General features: G+C 70.7%; 11 protein-coding genes and 1 other RNA gene. 7 read left to right on the top strand and 5 right to left on the bottom strand.

The features are described 5' to 3' along the window. Positions 1-62 precede the first annotated feature (62 nt). The 3 genes from ssrA (at position 63) to AB0D59_RS43225 (ending at position 7,165) form a co-directional block, all read left to right on the top strand. Positions 63-450, top strand: a transfer-messenger RNA (tmRNA) gene (gene ssrA, locus AB0D59_RS43235). A gap of 376 nt (positions 451-826) precedes the next feature. Further along, entirely contained in the window at positions 827-5,734 is a 4,908-nt protein-coding gene (locus AB0D59_RS43230) for a ricin-type beta-trefoil lectin domain protein (protein WP_362576832.1), read from the top strand. Between the two features lie 123 nt (positions 5,735-5,857). Continuing rightward, the gene (locus AB0D59_RS43225; RefSeq protein ID WP_362576830.1) at positions 5,858-7,165 is read left to right on the top strand and encodes a hypothetical protein; all 1,308 of its coding nucleotides are present in this window, start codon (positions 5,858-5,860) and stop codon (positions 7,163-7,165) included. Between the two features lie 164 nt (positions 7,166-7,329). Here AB0D59_RS43225 and AB0D59_RS43220 read toward each other — a convergent pair whose 3' ends face one another. From AB0D59_RS43220 to AB0D59_RS43200, 5 genes are all read right to left on the bottom strand, one after another. Then, entirely contained in the window at positions 7,330-8,151 is an 822-nt protein-coding gene (locus AB0D59_RS43220; protein ID WP_362576828.1) for a carbohydrate ABC transporter permease, read from the bottom strand. Next, positions 8,152-9,084: a sugar ABC transporter permease gene (locus tag AB0D59_RS43215; RefSeq protein WP_362576826.1), complete on the bottom strand. Its 933-nt coding sequence runs from the start codon at positions 9,082-9,084 to the stop codon at positions 8,152-8,154. Next, complete coding sequence (locus AB0D59_RS43210; protein ID WP_362576824.1) at positions 9,081-10,367, bottom strand: extracellular solute-binding protein; 1,287 nt, start codon at positions 10,365-10,367, stop codon at positions 9,081-9,083. Before AB0D59_RS43210 ends, AB0D59_RS43215 begins: the two co-directional genes overlap by 4 nt. Positions 10,368-10,488: 121 nt before the next feature. Beyond that, complete coding sequence (locus AB0D59_RS43205) at positions 10,489-11,805, bottom strand: MFS transporter (protein WP_362576822.1); 1,317 nt, start codon at positions 11,803-11,805, stop codon at positions 10,489-10,491. Between the two features lie 119 nt (positions 11,806-11,924). Then, positions 11,925-13,100 (bottom strand): hypothetical protein, encoded by a 1,176-nt coding sequence (locus AB0D59_RS43200; protein WP_362576820.1) that lies wholly within the window; start codon positions 13,098-13,100, stop codon positions 11,925-11,927. Positions 13,101-13,366: 266 nt separating this feature from the next. Here AB0D59_RS43200 and AB0D59_RS43195 point away from each other — a divergent pair, with 266 nt between their 5' ends. The 4 genes from AB0D59_RS43195 to AB0D59_RS43180 all read left to right on the top strand — a co-directional run bounded on the left by AB0D59_RS43195 (position 13,367) and on the right by AB0D59_RS43180 (position 18,961). Further along, positions 13,367-14,341 (top strand): LysR family transcriptional regulator, encoded by a 975-nt coding sequence (locus AB0D59_RS43195; protein ID WP_362576818.1) that lies wholly within the window; start codon positions 13,367-13,369, stop codon positions 14,339-14,341. A 192-nt stretch (positions 14,342-14,533) separates the two neighbouring features. Further along, positions 14,534-15,463, top strand: coding sequence for a hypothetical protein (locus AB0D59_RS43190; RefSeq protein WP_362576817.1), 930 nt, complete (start codon positions 14,534-14,536; stop codon positions 15,461-15,463). Positions 15,464-15,585: 122 nt separating this feature from the next. Further along, positions 15,586-17,697, top strand: coding sequence for a glycosyltransferase (locus AB0D59_RS43185; RefSeq protein ID WP_362576888.1), 2,112 nt, complete (start codon positions 15,586-15,588; stop codon positions 17,695-17,697). Positions 17,698-17,770: 73 nt separating this feature from the next. After that, positions 17,771-18,961, top strand: a complete 1,191-nt coding sequence (locus tag AB0D59_RS43180) for an acyltransferase (protein WP_362576815.1) — start codon at positions 17,771-17,773, stop codon at positions 18,959-18,961. The last annotated feature ends 4 nt before the right edge of the window (positions 18,962-18,965 follow it).

Genomic DNA, 18,965 nt, shown 5'->3' with positions numbered 1-18,965 from the left:
GGTCACGTACGATGGCACCAACACCAGGGGAAGCCCGGGTGTGCGCATTGAAAAATCAACATGGGGATGATCGGTTTCGACAGCGGATGTTGAAACAGGGGAAGCGTGTCGAGGAAGCGGCAATGATCTCGTTAACCATATGTCGCAACCAATAATCGCCAATTCCAAGAGCGATTCCCGCGCCTTCGCCCTCGCTGCCTAATAAGCAGTGAGTGAAGGCCCTTAACGGGTGTCAGCCCGGGGATGTTCCCGACCCGGACCCTGGCATAATCTAGGGGACTAAACCATCGAGCCCGGTCACGGGGTTCGATGGGAAATCAAACAGTGACTGGGCCCGTCGGCGACTTGTTCGCGAGATCACCGGGGCCGAGAAAATCACAGCGAACTGCACACGGAGAAGCCCTGTTTTTGCACCGTTGGACGCGGGTTCGATTCCCGCCATCTCCACAGTCTCCATGTTGCGAGGGCCCGGTGGTCTACGACCACCGGGCCCTCGTCGCGTTCGCGGGGCACGGCTGATGTGAAGGTTGATCTCGTTCGGTCAAAAACTCTTCACAGGCGGCGCACAAGTTAACTAAGGTTCGATGCGCGCTGTGCTGAGCCGACCACTCCGCCGCCGCGCACGTCCATCAGCGACCGGGGGAACACTGTCGCCACGGGGAGGGGCACAACGTCATGCCGTCATGGCTGACGTGTGCGCGAAAGCGCACAAATCTGCGCCGTACGCAGGCCTGACCGCCGCCACGGCGCTTCACCTCTTCGAGCCGGGCCCCCGTTGCCCTCTTCACGAAGAACGGATGCTCTTTTGCGCTCCAGACCCGGGCCCGTGACGCCCCTTGCGCGAAAATCCAGCAGTCTCAGGCGGCTTGTCCCCTCCCTGCTCGCGCTGGCCGTGCTCGCCACGGTCGCCGGCCAGTCGGACCTGCCCCACCACCGGGCCGCCGACTTCAGCCCGGTGGCCGACAGTTACGACGGTTTCGACGCCAAGGCCGCCGAGCAGCTCCGCCAGGACCAGTGCCTGATGGCCGAGGTGCTGCGCACGGGCGGCTCCGCCATGTACAGCACCGCGCAGGAGGGGCTCGACCAGACCCCGGACAAGCTGCATGTCGCGGCGAACCGCGAGTACTGGAACACCACCCCGCTCTCGACGGCGTACGACAAGGACAAGGACACCGCCGACAAGGCGGGCGACGCCCTCAACGCGTACGTCGACGTCTGGAAGAAGCCGCTCGACGGCCTGAGCACCCCGGGCGGATTCACCGAGACCGGATTCCACTGGCCGCCGGGAACCACCGGCACGGGCCCTGGTTTCTTCGAGCAGACCGGCCTGGGCCAGTGGATCGCCGCCCAGTTCTGGAAGTCGGAGGACGACTTCTACAAGGATCCGACCCCGAAGGCCGACGACGCCACGGTGAAGGCCGTCAAGGACCTCGGCACCCCGCTCTACGGCAGCGACCCGGACCCCTCGCTCCCCGGCCCGCAGTGGCAGCAGGCGTACGCCGAACACCAGGCGTGGGACAGCCTGGTGAACTGGTCCCCGCAGCCGACGGGTGCGGACGACGCCCGTGTCTTCCTCTCCTCCGGCGGTTTCCCGCGCACCGCGCCCGAGCCGGGCAGCGTCGAGTACCGCATCGCCGTGGAGGACCTGAAGAGCCGGTTCGCCTCCTGCGACTGGCGCACCCCGATCGACCCCGACAAGGTCCTCGGCAAGGAGGTCGCGGACGCGTCCGCCGAGTGGCAGCGGGAGATCGCGGCCCAGACCACCCAGCGCGACCAGATCCTCAACGCGAACCGCGACGCCACCAAGGCCCTCGCCACCGGCTCCAAGGCGCTGGGCGAGCTGCTGGGCCAGTCGTGGATCGCCGACCGCCTCGCCCGCTGGCAGGACTACTGGTCCGCCGGCGGTCCCGGCTGGATCGGCGACAGCCCGATGATCGTGCACGCCCACGGCGCCGCCGACAAGTGCCTCGAAGTGGGCGGCGGCAAGAAGGACAACGGCACGCCGGTGCAGATCTACACCTGCAACGGCTCGGTCGGGCAGAAGTGGGCGATCAGCGGCGACGCCCTGGTCAACGTCAACTCCGGCAAGTGCCTGGAGGTGAAGGGCGGCGGTACCGCGAACGGCACCGTGGTGCAGATCTCGACCTGCAACGCCAAGAGCACGGCCCAGAAGTGGGAGTACGACACCCACGCGACCAGCCGCCTGTACAACCCGGGCACCGGCAACTGCCTCGACCTCGCGACCTACGACAACAGCCGTGACGCGCGGATGTGGGACTGCAAGGGCACCGACCCGCAGAAGTTCGACATCGCCCCGTCCGGCCACAACGGCACCGACAAGCTGGACTATCCGACCAAGGCCCAGTTCGACAAGGCGAAGAAGGGCGTCACCGACGCCCAGGCCGCGGCGAAGACCCAGCTCGACCTGCTCAAGGCCCAGGCCACCGCGGTGAAGAAGTCCGCCACCGACACGGACACCGCCACCCAGGCCGCCTACGCCATCGCCGACCGGGCGGGCGCCCCGCGCGGCCGAGGCCTGCTCGTCGGGCAGCAGAAGGCCCAGGTCACCAAGGCGTCGGCCGCCGCGCTCGATGCCCTGTCCAAGGCCGGCGACACCGCCTACGCGGCGACCAAAGCGTCCGCCGGTGACAGCGCGACCATCGCCGCCCGCGCGGTGACGCAGGCGGCACAGTCGAAGGCCGCGTTCCGTACGGCCGCCGCACAGGAGGCCAACGCGCAGGCGAAGGCCGCCGCCGACGCAGCCGCCGTACAGGCGCAGACCGCCAAGGCCGCGCGGGACACGGCGAAGGCGAAGCTCGGCGAGACCCAGCAGGCGGAGGCGGACGCGAAGGCGGCCGCCGCCACCGCGCACGCCAAGCGGCTCGACGCGGAGGCGGAAGAGGCGACGGCCAAGGCGGAGAAGGCGACCGCCGCGCAGAAGCAGGCCGAGGCCGCGCAGCACAGGACGAACGCCGAGGGGTACGCGAAGACCGCCGCCGAGGCCAAGGACCGGGCGGAGACCGCCGAGTCCACCGCCCGCGCCAAGCGCCAGGACGCGGAGGCCGCGCGGGATCTGGCCAAGGGCAAGTCGGACGACGCGTGGGACGCGAAGAACAAGGCGAACGCGGCTCGCGCGAAGTCCGACGCCAAGGACGCCTACGCCGACGCGCACGACTCGGACGCCGACGCGAAGGACTCGCGGGCGGCGGCCGACGAGGCGGACCAGGCGGCCGACGACGCGGAGGCGGCGGCGGGTTCGGCCCGTACCGAGGCCGACGCGGCGAGCCAGGCCGCCGCGGACGCCGACGCCGCGGCGACACGCGCCGAGGCGGCGGCGAAGCGGGCCCGTTCCGACGCGGACGACGCCCAGGCGGCCAAGCTGAAGGCGGACGCGGCGGTGCGCACCGCGACCAGCGCGGCGGCGGACGCCATCAAGGCCTCCCAGGCCTCGGCCGCCGCGGCCCGCGCCGCGGTCAAGCTGGCCGACGAGGCGGAGCAGCACGCGGCCGACTCCAAGAAGCAGGCCGACGCGGCCAAGGCCGAGGCCGCCAAGGCGGTCGTGGGCGCGGCCGACGCGGTCGGTCACGCGTACACGACCGCGCAGGCGGCCGAGGACGCCGGAGCCTCCGCGCAGCAGGTCGCCGCACCGGCCAACGACGCGATCCAGCTCGGTTCGCCCTACGTGGACACCGACTCCGCGGCGGGGCTCGTCGTCCTGACCGGACAGTCGTCGAAGACGATCGCCGAGCAGCAGCAGGCCGTCGCCGAGGCGCACGCCGCCAACGCGCAGAAGAACGCCGCGCAGGCGCAGAGCCTCGCCAACGCGGCGACCGGCGACGCCAAGGCCGCGTACACGATCGCCGCCGAGGCGGCCGGTCACGCGGCGGACGCCCGCAGGTCGTCGAAGGAGGCGCTGGGGTACGCCGCCGAGGCGGCGCAGTACGCGGCGGACGCGCAGAAGTCACTGGCGCGCACCATCGAGTACGACCAGCAGGCCACCGCGGACGCGGCAGCCGCCGACCAGGCGGCCGGCAACGCCGAGGGTTACGCCAAGGACGCCCGGGACTCCGCCGACCAGGCGGCCCTGGACGCGGACGCGGCCCGTACGGCGGCCGCCGAGGCCGAGCAGTCGGCGAAGGACGCCCGCGCCGCGGCCGACCGCGCCGACGCCGAGGCCGCCGCGGCCGAGGAGGCGGCGAAGGACGCCCAGAAGTACGCCGACTCGGCACAGCAGGCGGCCGACCAGGCGGCAGCCGCCGACGCGAACAAGCAGGTGCAGACCGGCGCCGGCACCGGGACCGGGATCGGCGGGGTGTTCTCCGTCATCGACGACATCAAGCAGCAGGGCGACCCGCAGCGGCTTCCGGACGACTGCTCCCACCTGCCCTGCGACCTCGTGTTCGAAGTGCACTTCGACGCGGTCGTCAGCTACTACTACTGCGATAACACCGACGTCCCGGCCACCGAGTCCGGCTGCCCCGCCGAGGACACGTACTTCCTCACCACCAAGACGTTCAAGAACCTGAAGAAGAACGTCAAGATCTCCTCCTGGGAGGCGACCAAGGACCTGTGGAAGGGCCTGTACCACTCGATCATCGACGACTTCACCGGCTGCTACCACAAGGCCACCGGCAGCGGTGACGGGAGCTACGGCGACTGCGCCTGGGCCGCCACCTGGCTCCCGCTCGGCGGGCCGATCGGGAAGATCACCGACACGATCCGCGCCTTCGACGCCGCCCTGCGCACCGGCATCGGAGTCGACGACGCCCTGAAGGCGCTGCGCGCGCTCGACATCGACGCCGCGGCCCTCGCCAAGATCGAGGACACCGCACACGTCTACGAGGACGCGCTCACGCTCTGCACGAAGGACAGCTTCCCCGGTGGTACCGAGGTGCTGTTGTCCGACGGCTCGCGCAAGGCGATCCAGGACGTCCACGAGGGCGACCTGCTGCTGGCCGCCGATCCGGAGACCGGCCGGCTGCGCCCGGAACCGGTGACGGACACGTTCCGCCACGACACGGACCGCATGACGGACATCGGCGTGGCCGGTGGTCTGATCACCAGCACGCGCGGGCACCGCTTCTTCGTGGCCGGCCGAGGCTGGACCCCGGTCTCCGACCTCCAGGTGGGCGACAGGCTGCGCACCGCGGACGGGACGCTGAGCCCTGTCACGGCCCTCACGGACCGTTCGGGCCGTACCGAGGTCTACGACCTCACGGTCGACGACCTGCACACGTTCTTCGTGCGTACCCAGGGGCAGGCGCCCCAGGACGTCCTCGTCCACAACTGCCTGAACATCATTGCGGACGAGGGCAAGTTCGGTGCCCACACCCTTGAGCAGCACGTGCGGCTCACCGACGCGCAAATGGCCGACAAGGCGAGGACGGTCCGGGGCGGCGTCGCCACCAGGTGGATGAGCGAGGGCGTCGCCAGCAGCTCGGTCAACGACGCGTTCCAGCAGTGGTTCGCCCGCAACCCCAAGGGGCTGGACGGCTGGCTGAGCCGCATGCGCGACAAATTCGGCAGGAACGGCGACCGCGGGCTTTTCAATCCCCAGACCGATCTGAAGGAGATCACCTGGACCCTCAAGGACGCCAAGGATCTCGGCCTCAAGTGGGTGAAGGACGGCCCACAGAAGGTCGACGCCGGAAATAAGGTGGTCATCCAGCTGAAGTACGTCGGTCGCCAACACCCGTCCGGCTACGTCGTGTACTCGTCGTATCTCGCCGGCTGAGCCACCGGCATCATCTGCCCGACCGCGCCGGGGACGACGGTACACCGTCCCCGGCGTGACGGGCGGGGCGAAGGAGCGTCGCCTTCCTCCGCCCCGCCCGCTCCGACGCTCCGCGAGGAATTCATGCAAGAACCACGGGAAGCACGCTTCTGGAGATTCGAGGAGGACTTCGGGATCAGCCAGCTGATCGCGACGCTCCGGACGGCCCTGACACCGGTGGTGCCGGACGGGGACGCCGACGACGCCCGCGCCCTGCGGGACGATGCCCGTCTGCTGCTGGACTCGCGCCTTCCGGCCGAGACCCTGCGGACGGTATGGCGCGCCGCGGCGGCGGGCCAGGACCCGGGGCCGGACGTCCTCGGCCTGCTCCGCCGGATCGTGGAGTCGGCCGAGGACCGGATCGCCCGGGAAGCCGCCGGTCTCTCTTCGGGTGACACGTTCTTCGACGGCACACCGCCCATGGTCACGGTGGACGAACCGGCGATGAGAAAAGCCGTGTGTGCCGAGGTGTGCGCCGTGTCGCACCGGCTGACGGGCTCGGACGTCGGGGCCGCGTTGGAACGCGTGGCCGCCGAAGCGGACGCCGATCTCGGTTTCCGGCTGTTCCTGCGTGTGGTGAAGGAGACCCCGGTCGCCGTCACCATGGAGCGGTACGACCGGTACCGGACGATCGGTGAGGCGTTCGGCTACCCGGGGCGCCTGGTGCACGACGGGCTCGATGTGCGCTGGCCCCGCTTCGACGACGTCTCGCTGCGGCGGCGCTTCGACTGGGACTTCGGGTTCTCGTTCCTCGCCGGAGGATTTCACAGCGATCTGTGGCAGCACTCCCACACGGTCGACGAGGGCATTCGCGGCGCGGTCTTCGACTACCCGGGTCTCGTACCGGGTTCCTCGGCGTACGCGCTGCTGGAGGACACGCTGCGGCTGTCCCGGTCACCGATGTCCGACGATGCTCTCACCGAGCTCTGGCAGGGGGCGACGAGCTATGGCTACGCCCCGCAGGACGAGGGTGCCGGAGCGCGGCAGTGGCTCCATCGGATCGCGGAGGTCTGCGTCGAACGCCTGCGGGAGATCGACCCCGAGTTCACCGTCGGCGCGCCCTCACCGGGCGACTCGGAGGAGCTGGACGCGGTGCTGCGGGAACTGCGGGAGATCGCTCCCGTTCTGACCCGCGCGGTGCACGACAGCCCCTGGTACGGCGCCACCACGAGCCCGTGGTTCGGACGCTCCGGCACGGTGGTTCCCGCGCTCGAGCAGGTCGTCGACCAGGTCGATCCCGACCTCGGCTTCCGACTGCTGCTCAGATGTGTCCGGGCCTACGATGTGCCGGTTACCGACGAGCAGTACGCCCGCTGGACGGCACTCGCCGACCGGTTCGGCTACGGCCGGGAACACGTCGCCGACCTGGCCGATCCGCACGCGGAACGCTGACCCCTTCGGGGCCCGGCCGCCGACCGGGCCCCGAAGCCACCGTGCCCGCCCTCGTCACGGACCCGGTGACCACGGCGCCGCCCAGAACGGCTCCGGAGGCTGGACGGTGCCCTTCACTCACGTACCCCTACTTGACGGCGCCCACGGCGATACTCACGTACCTCCTACTTGACGGCGCCCACGGCGATGCCCCGGGTGAGCGTGCGCTGGAAGACGAGGAAGAAGACGATGGCCGGGAGCACGCCGAGCAGGGCGGCCGCGTTGGTCATCGTGGCGTCCATCAGGCGCTGGCCCTGGAGGACGCCGAGGGCGACGGACACCGTCTGGTTGTCGTTGGAGATCAGCATGACCAGCGGGAGCAGGAACTCGTTCCAGGTCCAGACGAAGAAGAAGACCAGGAGCACGCCCAGGGTCGGGCGGCTGACCGGGACGACGATCCGGACCAGGATCTGCCACTTGTTCGCGCCGTCGATCCGGGCCGCCTCGACGATCTCGCGCGGGAACCGGCCGAGGACGGCGGAGAGGAGATACGTCCCGAACGCCGACTGGATCACCGTGAACACGATGATCACGCTGAGCCTGGTGTCGTACAGGCCCGCCTGCTTGCTCAGGTAGTAGAGCGGATAGACCAGTGCCTCCTGCGGCAGCATGTTGGCGAGGACGAAGAAGGCCAGCACCCAGGTGCGGCCCCTGATCCGGCCGATGCCGATCGCGTACGCGTTCAGGACGGAGAGGACGGTCGCGAGCACGGCGACCGAGCCGCTGATGAGGGTGGAGTTGACCAGCTTCCGGGTGTAGTCGACGCGCTGCCAGAAGTCCTTGAGGCCGTCGAGGTAGAGACCGTGGGGGAGGCTCAGCGGGCCGCTTTGCGAGTACTCGGCCGGGGACTTGATCGCGTTCATCGTCACGATCAGGAACGGGACGATCATGAAGAGGGCGGCGAGACAGAGGGCGAGGAGGACGGGGTAACGGCGTAGAGCGGTCATTCAGAGATCTCCGTCCTCCGTGCGGTTCTGCAGCTTCAGGCCGGTCAGGGACAGGGTCAGGATGATCACCGTGAGGACCGTGGAGATCGCCGAGCCGTAGCCGACCTGGGTCTTCTCGAAGAACGTGGTGAAGGAGAAGTAGGAGGGGACGTCGGTGGCGCCGCCCGGGCCGCCCTTCGTCAGGACGTACACCGCGCCGAAGACCTTCAGCGCGGCGATCGTGCACCAGGTCAGGACGACGTACACCTCGGGCCGGAGCTGCGGCAGCGTGATGTGCCTGAAGCGCCGCCACCAGCCGGCGCCGTCCAGCTCGGCCGCCTCGTACAGCTGCGGGTCGACGCGCCCGAGCCCGGCCATGAAGACGACCAGCGGAAAGCCGATCTGCACCCAGACCAGCACGCCCATCACTGTGTAGAGGGCGAGGTCGGGGTCGCCGAGCCAGTCCTGTTGCCAGGCGCCGAGACCGATCGCCTTCAGGAAGGCGTTGAGGGTGCCGTTGTCCGGGGCCAGGATCCAGCTCCAGACGATGCCGGCGACCGCCACCGGCAGCACCTGGGGGAGGTAGAAGCAGGCGCGCAGGACAGCGGCGATCCGGGTGCCGAAGTGCTTGCCGACGTAGTCGAACAGGGCGGCGGCCAGGACCAGTCCGAGCGCCGTCGGGAGCACGGCCATCGCGACGACCATGAAGAGGCTGTGCCGGAAGGACGCCCAGAACTCGGCGTCGTGCAGCAGCTCGCGGTAGTTGGCGAGCCCGGACCACGTCGGACTGCCCACGCCCTGCCAGTCGGTGAAGCTCACACCCGTGTTCATCACGAACGGGACGACGACGACCGCGAGGAAGGCGAGGGCGCCGGGGAGGAGGAAGAGGGCGTACGAGTCCCGGGGGCGGCGCCCGTCACCTGGGGTGCGCCGCCCTTCGACGGTGACCGTCACTTCGAGCCCTTGTCGTACGCCGACTGGAGGTTGCTCAGGTAGGCGTCCGGTTTCTCGCTCCCGGTGATCAGCTTCTGGGTCTCGGAGACGAGGGTGTCGTAGAAGCCGGCGATCGGCCAGTCCGGGTAGAAGGCCAGGCCGTCACGGACCGACAGGGTGTTGAAATTCGCGATGAGCTGCTTCGACCTGGTGTCGGTGATCGCACTCGCGTCGGCCGCGACCGGGACTCCGCCCTTGTTGCCGAGCAGGTCCTGGATCTTCTTCGACATGGTGATGTCGATGAAGTCGTAGGCGAGATCCTTGTTCTCGGAGTTCTTCGGTACGACCCAGAGGTTGCCGCCGGAGCCGAGGGTGAGGTTCGAGCCGGGCCACAGGAAGCTGCCCCAGTCGAACGTGGCCTCCGACTGGAAGCGGCCGTACCACCAGCTGCCGGAGAACAGGATCGGCGCCTTGCCCTGGATGAAGGAGACGCCGGCCTGCTCGGCGGTCGTACCGGACGACGTCTTCGCGATGTAGCCCTTCTTCACCCAGTCCGCGAAGGTGGTCGCCGCGTAGGTCCAGGCGGTGTCGTGGAAGTCGACCTTGCCCTTGTACAGCTCATAGCTGTCCACCCAGGAGCGGTCGGCTTTCGAGAGCGCCAGCTGGTACAGGTACTGCTGGGCCATGTACTCGGAGCCCGCGTTCGCCAGCGGGGTGACCTTGTTCTCGACGAACTTGTCCATCGCGGCCGTCAGGTCGTCGAACGTCTTCGGCTCTGCGATCCCATACCTCTTGAACAGGTCCTTGTTGTAGTAAACCATCGTGTACTCGGCGTAGTTGGGCACGCCGTACCACTTGCCGGAGCCCATCACGCCGTCGGCGTCGTACCGGCTGGTGGTGCGCACGCCCGCGCTGAGCTTCCTGTCCCAGCCGCGCTTGGCCGCCTCCGCGGTCAGATCGGTGAGGAGTCCCTGCTTGGAGAGGAGTCCCGCCGTCGCGTTGCCCTTGTTGTACTCCATGATGTCGGGGGCGTCGGAGGAGTTCAGGACCATCTGGGCGGTCTTCTGGATCTGCTCGAAGCTCTTCTCCTCGTACTTCACCTGCACGCCCGGGTGGGACGCCTCGAACTCCTTGATGGCCTCGTTCCAGGCGACGCCCATCGCGCTGGTCGGACCCTCGTAGTGCCACAGCCGCAGCGTCTTCCCGTCGGACGTACTGCCGCCCGAGCCGCCGCAGGAGGTCAGCAGCAGCGACCCGGAGAGGATCACCGCCGCGGCCGCCGTCCGCCTTCGTGCCGTCAACATCCAGTGCCTCCAGGGGAGTCGGATGGATGGTGCTCGTCCCGCGTCGAATCGGTTCGATACGGGTCGTCGTTCGTTGTCGAAGCGCTTCGACGGAGGAAGGTAGGTGCGGGCTGTGTGGCCGTCAATGGGTGCGGCGGGAATTGAGGGAAGCGATTCGACTGACTCGGCTGACCGTGTTGAGCAGAAGGGCTGTGACGGCCGCGGCGACGGGCGCGGCGAAACCGGCCGTCGGCGAGACGTGCTCCGCCGCCCAGCCGCCCAGCGCGGAGCCCGCGGCGACGCCGGTCAGCAGGGCGGTCACGACGAGGCTCATCCCCTCGTTGAGGCGGTCCGCGGGGGTGCGGTCCTGGACCAGGGTCATCGCGGTCACCATCGTCGGCGCGGTCGCCATGCCGGCCGCGAGCAGGGCGGGCGCCAGGGCCCAGAGGTTGTCGATCGTGCGGGCCGCGAGGAGGGGGAGGGACATCAGGATCGCCATCGCCAACAGGCAGACGGGGAACCGTCGTTCGGCCGGTCCCCGCGGCTTGAGTGCCCCGTACACCAGCCCCGCCGCGCAGGAGCCGGCCGCCTGGAGGGCGAGGACGGCACCGGCCGCCGAACGGTGGCCCTGGGCGTCGGCGTAGGCGATGGTGACGACCTCCATCGAGCCGAACACCGCGCCGGTCGCGACGAAGCAGGCCAGGAGGGAGGGGATGCGCAGCGGAGTTCTGGCGGTGCCCGTTGTGGCCCGGGGCGGCGGCTCGGTGGCCCGCTGGGCGGTGAACAGCAGCATGCCGGTCAGCAGCAGGACCGCGCCGACGAGTGTGCCGGCCTCGGGGAAGAAGGTGCCGGTCAGGAAGGACGCCAGTACCGGGCCGAGCATGAAGCACAACTCGTCGGCGGCCTGTTCATAGGAGTTCGCGGTGTGCAGGGCGTCCGGGTCGTCGCGCAGCAGGTGGGCCCAGCGGGCGCGGGACATGCCGCCGAGGTTGGGGGTGGTGGCGGTGGCCGCGTAGGCGGCGAACAGGGTCCAGTCCGGGGCGCCGAAGCGGACGCAGAGCAGCAGGGCGAGGCTGCCGAGCACGGCGGTGACGGTGGCGGGTACGGCGACCCGGGTCTGGCCGTACCGGTCGACGAGCCGTGCCACCCAGGGCCCGGCCACCCCGGTCGCCGCGAGGCCGGTCGCGGTGACGGCACCGGCGAGGGCGTACGAACCACGGGCACCGGCGATCATCACGACCGCGCTGACGCTGAACATGCCCATGGGCAGCCGGGCCAGCAGATTTCCGGCGGAGAAGGCACGGGTGCCGGGGAGGGCGAAGAGGCGGCGGTAGGGGCCGGGTGGGCGGCGGCGGACGCGGGGAGTGAGGTCGCGGGGGGCGAAGTCGACGGCGACGAGGGAGTCGGCGGTGACGGTGTACAGGGGCTGCCGGGGAGCCGGCTCGGTCGGTTGCGGCATGGACACCACCGTCGCCCGGAGCCGATCAAGGGGTCCAACACCTGCTCGGCGCCGATTCACGCACTGTTGTTGTGAGTCCGGCGAGATCCGGGCCGTAGGGGTTGCTCGGGTTGCTCGGGCTACTTCGGGCTGAAGGCGATCATCTGCGTGTAGTCGGATCCGGCGTTGAACTCGACCCGTTGGGTGCCGGTCGGTGAGCCGATCCCGCTCAGGGGCAGGGTCCAGGTCTGTGTCGAGCCCTTGACCGTCCGCGTCGGGTGGGTTGCTGTCTCGGTCCAGCTCCAGTCGGTCGACCGGCTCCGGTAGAGGCCGCCGTTCTCGATCATGTAGTCGGCGCCGAGGGCCGACGGTGACGGGTAGGGGAGCCGGTAACCGGTCGCGGTGTTGCCGTCGGTGTTGAAGAAGACGTGGTAGTAGGACTGCGAGGTGTGGAAGGTGACCCGGAAGGTGACCGCCCCGGACGACACGCAGACCGAGTAGTCGGTGATGGCGCCGGCGCCCGCGGCCGAGGTGCAGGAGGAGGAGTCGTTGTCGCTGCCGCCCGACCCGGCCGGGGTCTGGCCGCCGTCCGCCGCGGCGGCGGACGGTGCGGTCGGTGGGTGGGTGGAGGTGCCGCCGCCCTTGGCGGCTCCCGTGGCCGGCGACGGCGACGACGCCCCGGTGGCGTCCGCCGACGGCGACGTGGACGGCGAGGTGGACCGCGATACGGACGGTGGGGGCGGGCCGAGCAGGCTCGGCGTGCTGTCGTGCGAGCCGCCGTCCCCCGCAGTGCCCGGCATGGCACCGGACGCCGAGTCCGACGACCGCGTGCCGTCGTCACCGGCTCTGCCGATGAGGAAGGCGCCGCCGATCAGCGCGGCCACGACCACGCACGCCCCGGTCAGGAGCACCGCCCGGGGCAACCGGCGCCGGGCGGTGCTACCGGCCGGAGGGCGCGGAGCGGTTGCGGTCCCCGGTCCGGCGGTGGCTTCGGCCGCGCGGTCGCCGCTACGGTCCGGCGGCGTGCCGACGCCTTTCCGGCTCCGCTGGCGCTCGCTGCTCTTCCTGCGCTCGCTGCTCTCCCCGCGCTCGCCGCCGCGGCGCGGTGGGTCGGCCCTGACGGCCGTGTGCTGAGGGGTGATCGCGCTCTCCGCCGCGAACGCGGCCGCCGCCTCGGACATGGGCGGCGCGGAGGGGTCGGGCTGCCGCTGAGGGGCGGAGTCGTCCTCGGGGCCGGCTCCCGGCGCGGTGCGGGAGGCGGCCGCCGCGGCGATGGCCGACGGCCCCTTCGGCCGCCGGGGCAGTGGAGACTGCACTGGTGTCGCGTCCTTCCAGGAGAGCGGTGGGGAACCCATCCGGCGGCGCCAGGGCGCCGATGGTACTGGTGCGGGAGCCGGATCCAGGCCGCGTCGCGTTGTCTCGTTGTAGTCAACTCGCTGGAGGATTGGTCTAGTTGCCCTTTCCTGCCGCGTTGGCGGTGAGAGTGCCCGATGGTGCACCGGTGATGTCCCTGCCGACGCCTCGGCGACTGCCCGCCGGGGCATCGGCCAGGTGCCCGGTGCGGTACCGGTAAGTTCGCCCGATGGCCGCTTCTCCCGCCCACATCGACCCCCGGCTCCTGCGGGTCTTCGTCGCCGTCGCCGAGGAACTGCACTTCACCCGCGCCGCCGCCCGGCTGTACGTCGCCCAGCAGGCCCTGAGTCGTGACGTACGGCGACTGGAGCGGGAGTTGAGCGCCGAACTGTTCCTCCGGACCACCCGGCAGGTCACGCTGACCGCCGACGGCGCCCGGCTGCTGCCGTACGCCCGCCGGGTGCTGGCCGCCCAGGACGCGCTGCTCGCCGCGTTCGGGCAGGCCCGGCCGCTGCTGGTGGACCTCAACTCCCCGGGCCTGGAGACCGGCCGCCGGGTGCTGTACCGAGCCCGCGAACTCGCCCCCGACTGCGAGCTGATGGCCCGCTACGAGAGCGGGCTCACCGGAGCGGCGGCCGAACTCCTCGCCGGGCGGCTCGACGCGTCCTTCGGACGGTTCGCGGGACTGGATCCGGCGCTGCGCTCCGGGCTCGAACAACAGCCCGTACGGTTCGAACGCATGGCCGTAATCATTCCCTCCGATCACCGGCTGGCGGGCCTGGAGGAGGTGCCGCTGGCCGCGCTGGCGGGCGAGGCGGTGTACGCCGGCGCCGGGAACGAGCGCACCCTGGAATGGACTGACCTGGCCTTCTGTCTCTTCGAGGGGCGGAATATCGCGGTCGCGCCGCCGCTGCCGCTGGCCGTCGGGGAGGAGGAATTCGAGCGCATCATGGCCAAGAACCGGAATCCGATCCTCGGGGTAGTGGGATTTCCGGCCATACCTGGGACGGTCTCGCGGCCCCTTGTCGATCCTGTCCCGTTGTCGCCTGTGTCGCTCGTGTGGCGAAAGGGGCTGGTCCATCCGGGAGTGGACGCGCTGCGGCGGGCGGCCGCCGAGATCGGGCGGACGGAAGGCTGGCTTCAGCGGCCGGCCGATGGATGGATTCCAGCCAGTGATCAAGATGTGATGGACGGCCACAAATGACACATCGAGAACGCGGCACCCCCTTGTGCGCTAGCTTCATGGCCCCGAGCGCGGAGAGCTAGAAGGGGGCGTCCGGAACCGGGTGGGGGCCCGGATCCGGTGACGTGTGCTCGGGTTCGTCAGCGCGCCCGGAACAGTCCCGTGGGGGGATGCAAGCGCGTGAAGAATTGGCGAGAAGAAACCCAATCGGAAATGCCCCAGGTGGCCTTGGATGCCCGGGATGTGCCACTGGCGGGAGGAGACGAGCCGGGGGAGGCGTCCCAGAACGCCGACGACTTGGCGACGACCGGGGCGACTGGGGCGACCGGGGCGAGCGGGACGGCCGGGGTGACCGGGACCACCGGGGTGACCGGGACGACCGGGGTGACCGAGGTGCTGCGGGTCGGTGCGCTGCGGGATCCGTGGGGCGTGGTCCCCGGCGATGGGGATCGCGTGGTCCCGGCCGATGCGGACGACCCGTTCTCCGTCCGGGGCCCGGACCTGGTGCCCGCCCCGGACGACATCGGTGCGGTGCGGATACGGCCGACCGGCGCGGCAGAGGTCTCCGACGCACCGGTCTTCGTCGACGCGTCGGGGCGCCGCAGCCGCCGCTTCCGCAGGATCGGGATGGCCGTCGGCCTCGCCTGCGCGGTCTACGCGGTGGTCATCGTCGTCACGCTGCTGTCCGGCAGCTCCGACGCGCCCTGGCTGCCGGTGCCCGGCCAGAACCACGGCCGGCCGGCCGGCAAGGTCGACGACTCGCCGCAGCCCGCGCGGTCCGCCCCGTCCTCGGGCGACGACGCCTCGGTGGCCGGTCCGGCCGTGAGCGACGGTACGACCCCGTCGGCCCGCGCCTCTTCCCGGGCACCCGGGGCGGGGAAGAAGGGGGCCGACCGGCCGAGCGCGTCGGCGTCCACGCGGCCGACGTCGTCCGCCGGGACGACGGGCTCCTCGCCGAAGCCCGGGTCGTCGTCCGTGGCGCCCTCGCCGTCCTCGCCGGCGCCCACGTCGGACACCCCGACCCCGCCCGCGTCGTCGCCGCCGCCCTCGCCCAGCGATTCGGCCGCCCCGACCGGCGGCCCGGTCGCGGAGGGCGCGGCCCCCCGGACCGGGACCGGCACCTCTCCCACCCCTGTCCTGTGATGGCACCCCGCACCCGCGGCCGTACCCGTACCCGTACCGCAAGCCCTGCCGGCACCCGTACCCGTCGTCATGGGACCACCCCCGCACCGCCCGCCGACGGCTCCCGGCGCCGCCGTCTGTCGATGCGTCTGACGCTGCCCGTGCTGGTCCTCGGGGCCGTGATGGCGATGCTGATGCTGCGCGGCTACGTCCACAGCGAGATCCTCGCCGACCACCGCGTCCGCCCCGAGGGCTCCTCCGACAAGGTGCCGGAGAAGATCCTGGACGGCGGCCCGGTCATCGACACCCGGGGCGGCCGTACGACGACACTGCGCATCCCCGACCACCATCTGGTCCTCACCTTCGACGACGGCCCCGACCCGACCTGGACCCCGAAGGTCCTGGACGTCCTGAAGAAGCACCACGCGCACGCCGTCTTCTTCGTCACCGGCACCATGACCTCCCGCTATCCGCAACTGGTCCGGCGCATGGTGGCGGAGGGCCACGAGGTCGGCGTGCACACCTTCAGCCACCCGGACCTGTCGTACCAGTCGAAGAAGCGCATCGACTGGGAGCTGTCCCAGACCCAGTTGGCGATCACCGGCGCGGCCGGCATCCGGACGTCCCTGTTCCGGCCGCCGTACTCCTCCTTCGCCGACGCGATGGACAACCGCTCCTGGCCGGTGACGCGGTACATCGGCAGCCGTGGCTACATCACGGTCGTCAACAACACGGACAGCGAGGACTGGCGCAAGCCGGGCGTCGAGGCCATCGTCCGCAACGCGACCCCGGGCGCCGGCAAGGGCGCGATCGTCCTGATGCACGACTCGGGCGGCGACCGCCACCAGACGGTCCAGGCCCTGGACCGCTTCCTTCCGCTGCTCCAGCACCGCGGCTACACCTTCGACAACCTCACCGAGGCCCTGAACGCGCCGAGCGCCCACACCCCGGTCACCGGCCCCGACCTCTGGCAGGGCCGGGCGTGGATCTCCCTGGTCCAGGCGGCGGACGGCGTCACGAACGTGCTGGTGGCCGGCCTGGCGGTGGTCGGCGGGGCGGTGCTGGCCCGGTTCGCCCTGATGCTCTGGCTCTCCTTCGTGCACACCCGCAGGGTCCGCCGCAGGGGATTCACGTGGGGGCCGCCGGTGACGGAGCCGGTCTCCGTCCTGGTCCCCGCGTACAACGAGGCCAAGTGCATAGAGAACACGGTCCGTTCACTGACCGCGAGCGAGCACCCGATCGAGATCGTCGTCGTCGACGACGGTTCGACGGACGGCACGGCGGGGATCGTGGAGGACCTGGACCTGCCGGACGTCCGGGTGATCCGCCAGGTGAACGCGGGCAAGCCCGCCGCCCTCAACAGGGGCCTCGCCCACGCCCGTCACGACATCGTCGTGATGATGGACGGCGACACGGTCTTCGAACCGGCCACGGTAGGGGAGCTGGTCCAGCCCTTCGGTGACCCGCGGGTCGGCGCCGTCGCCGGCAACGCGAAGGTCGGCAACCGGGACTCGCTGATCGGCGCCTGGCAGCACATCGAGTACGTGATGGGCTTCAACCTGGACCGCCGGATGTACGACGTCCTGCGCTGCATGCCGACGATCCCGGGCGCGGTCGGCGCGTTCCGCCGTACCGCCCTGGAACGGGTCGGCGGCATGAGCGACGACACCCTCGCCGAGGACACCGACATCACCATGGCGATCCACCGGGACGGCTGGCGGGTGGTGTACGCGGAACGGGCACGGGCCTGGACGGAGGCCCCGGAGTCCGTCTCCCAGCTCTGGTCCCAGCGCTACCGCTGGTCGTACGGCACCATGCAGGCGATCTGGAAACACCGCGGGGCGCTCCTCGACGGGGGCCCGTCGGGCCGCTTCGGCAGAGTGGGCCTCCCCCTGGTCTCGCTCTTCATGGTGGTGGCGCCCCTGCTGGCCCCCCTGATCGACGCGTTCCTCCTCTACGGCATCGTCTTCGGCCCGACGCAGAAGACGATCGGCGCCTGGCTGGGCGTGCTGGCCGTGCAGGCGTTCTGCGCGGCCTACGCCTTCCGCTTGGACCGCGAACGCACGACCCACCTCGTCTCGCTCCCTCTCCAGCAGATCCTCTACCGCCAACTGATGTACGTCGTACTGCTCCAGTCCTGGATCACGGCCCTCACCGGCGGCCGGCTGCGCTGGCAGAAGCTGCGGCGCACGGGAGTGGTGGAGGCGCCGGGCGGCGGAACCGGCGGCGGGGCGAAGGGGAGGCAGGCGGCATGACACAGGCCGAGACGGCCCCGGTCGAAGCGGGGAAGTCCGGAACCGGCGGCGGGGCGAAGGGGAGGCAGGCGGCATGACACAGGCAGAAGCGGCCCCCGTCCGAACGGGGAAGCCCGGAACCGGCGGCCGGGACCGCTACCTGGACCTGCTCCGCTCCCTGGCCCTGCTCCGCGTGGTGGTCTACCACCTGTTCGGCTGGCCCTGGCTGACCATCCTCTTCCCCTCCATGGGCGTGATGTTCGCGCTGGCGGGCTCGCTGATGGCCCGCAGCCTGGACCGCCCGGCGGCGCACGTGATCCGGGGCAGGCTGCGCCGTCTCCTGCCCCCACTCTGGCTGTTCAGCGCGGTCCTGCTGACCCTGATGCTGCTGGCCGGCTGGCACCCGCTGAACGACCCGGACGTGGGGAGCGGTTGGACCGGCTGGGGCAGGCTGATCGACTACGTCCTGCCGATCGGCGCCCCGCCGTACCCCGAACACCTCGGCTCGGCCTCGGGCCTGCTGGACGACACCTGGCCGGAACAGGCGGCGGGCCCGCTGTGGTACCTGCGCGCCTACCTCTGGTTCGTGCTCCTGTCCCCGCTTCTCCTGCGGGCGTTCCGCAGGGCGCCGCTGCCGACGGTGCTGGCGCCGCTGGCGCTGACGGTGGTGGTGGGCACGGGAGCGGTCTCCGTCCCCGGCGAGACGGGCAACGCCGTGACCGACTTCGCGGTGTACGGCGGCTGCTGGATCCTGGGCTTCGCCCACCACGAGGGCGCCCTGGCGCGGGTCCCGCGCTACGCGGCGGTCTCGCTGTCCTGCCTGGTGATGGCGCTGGGCCTGTGGTGGGCGTCGGGCCACCAGGGCCCCGACGGCTGGGACCTGAACGACATTCCCCTGGCACAGGCCTGCTGGTCGTTCGGGGCCGTGGTGCTGCTGTTGCAGTACTCCCCGTCGTGGCGGGAGCTGCCGGGCCGCCTGCGCCGCTGGGACAGACCGATCACCCTCGCCAACAACCGCGCGGTGACCATCTACCTCTGGCACAACATGCTGATCATGGCCACGGTCCCGATCATCGACGAGGCCTACAACCTGCCGTTCATGGAGTCGGACCGAGCGGCGTCCCTGCTGGACTCGACGTACGGCTTCTGGATGTTCGTGGTGGTGTGGCCCCTGCTCGCGGCGGCGGTGGTGGCGTTCGGGTGGGTGGAGGACGTGGCGGCGGGACGGCGGACGCGGGTGTGGCCGGACGGGGGACGGCGGGGAAGACCTCGCGGTCGATCGTGAAGGA

The sequence above is a fragment of the Streptomyces sp. NPDC048417 genome (assembly GCF_040651615.1).
In the GTDB taxonomy this organism is placed as follows: Bacteria; Actinomycetota; Actinomycetes; order Streptomycetales; family Streptomycetaceae; genus Streptomyces.
Note: the sequence above shows the minus strand (reverse complement) of the source record. Positions and strands in the feature narration are given on the sequence as shown.

Bases quoted from the DNA above. Each gene is read 5' to 3' on its own strand.
- AB0D59_RS43225 (WP_362576830.1), top strand. From the start codon at position 5,858: ATGCAAGAACCACGGGAAGCACGCTTCTGGAGATTCGAGGAGGACTTC.
- AB0D59_RS43220 (WP_362576828.1), bottom strand. From the start codon at position 8,151: ATGACCGCTCTACGCCGTTACCCCGTCCTCCTCGCCCTCTGTCTCGCC.
- AB0D59_RS43210 (WP_362576824.1), bottom strand. From the start codon at position 10,367: ATGTTGACGGCACGAAGGCGGACGGCGGCCGCGGCGGTGATCCTCTCC.
- AB0D59_RS43205 (WP_362576822.1), bottom strand. From the start codon at position 11,805: ATGCCGCAACCGACCGAGCCGGCTCCCCGGCAGCCCCTGTACACCGTC.
- AB0D59_RS43195 (WP_362576818.1), top strand. From the start codon at position 13,367: ATGGCCGCTTCTCCCGCCCACATCGACCCCCGGCTCCTGCGGGTCTTC.
- AB0D59_RS43190 (WP_362576817.1), top strand. From the start codon at position 14,534: ATGCCCCAGGTGGCCTTGGATGCCCGGGATGTGCCACTGGCGGGAGGA.
- AB0D59_RS43185 (WP_362576888.1), top strand. From the start codon at position 15,586: ATGCGTCTGACGCTGCCCGTGCTGGTCCTCGGGGCCGTGATGGCGATG.
- AB0D59_RS43180 (WP_362576815.1), top strand. From the start codon at position 17,771: ATGACACAGGCAGAAGCGGCCCCCGTCCGAACGGGGAAGCCCGGAACC.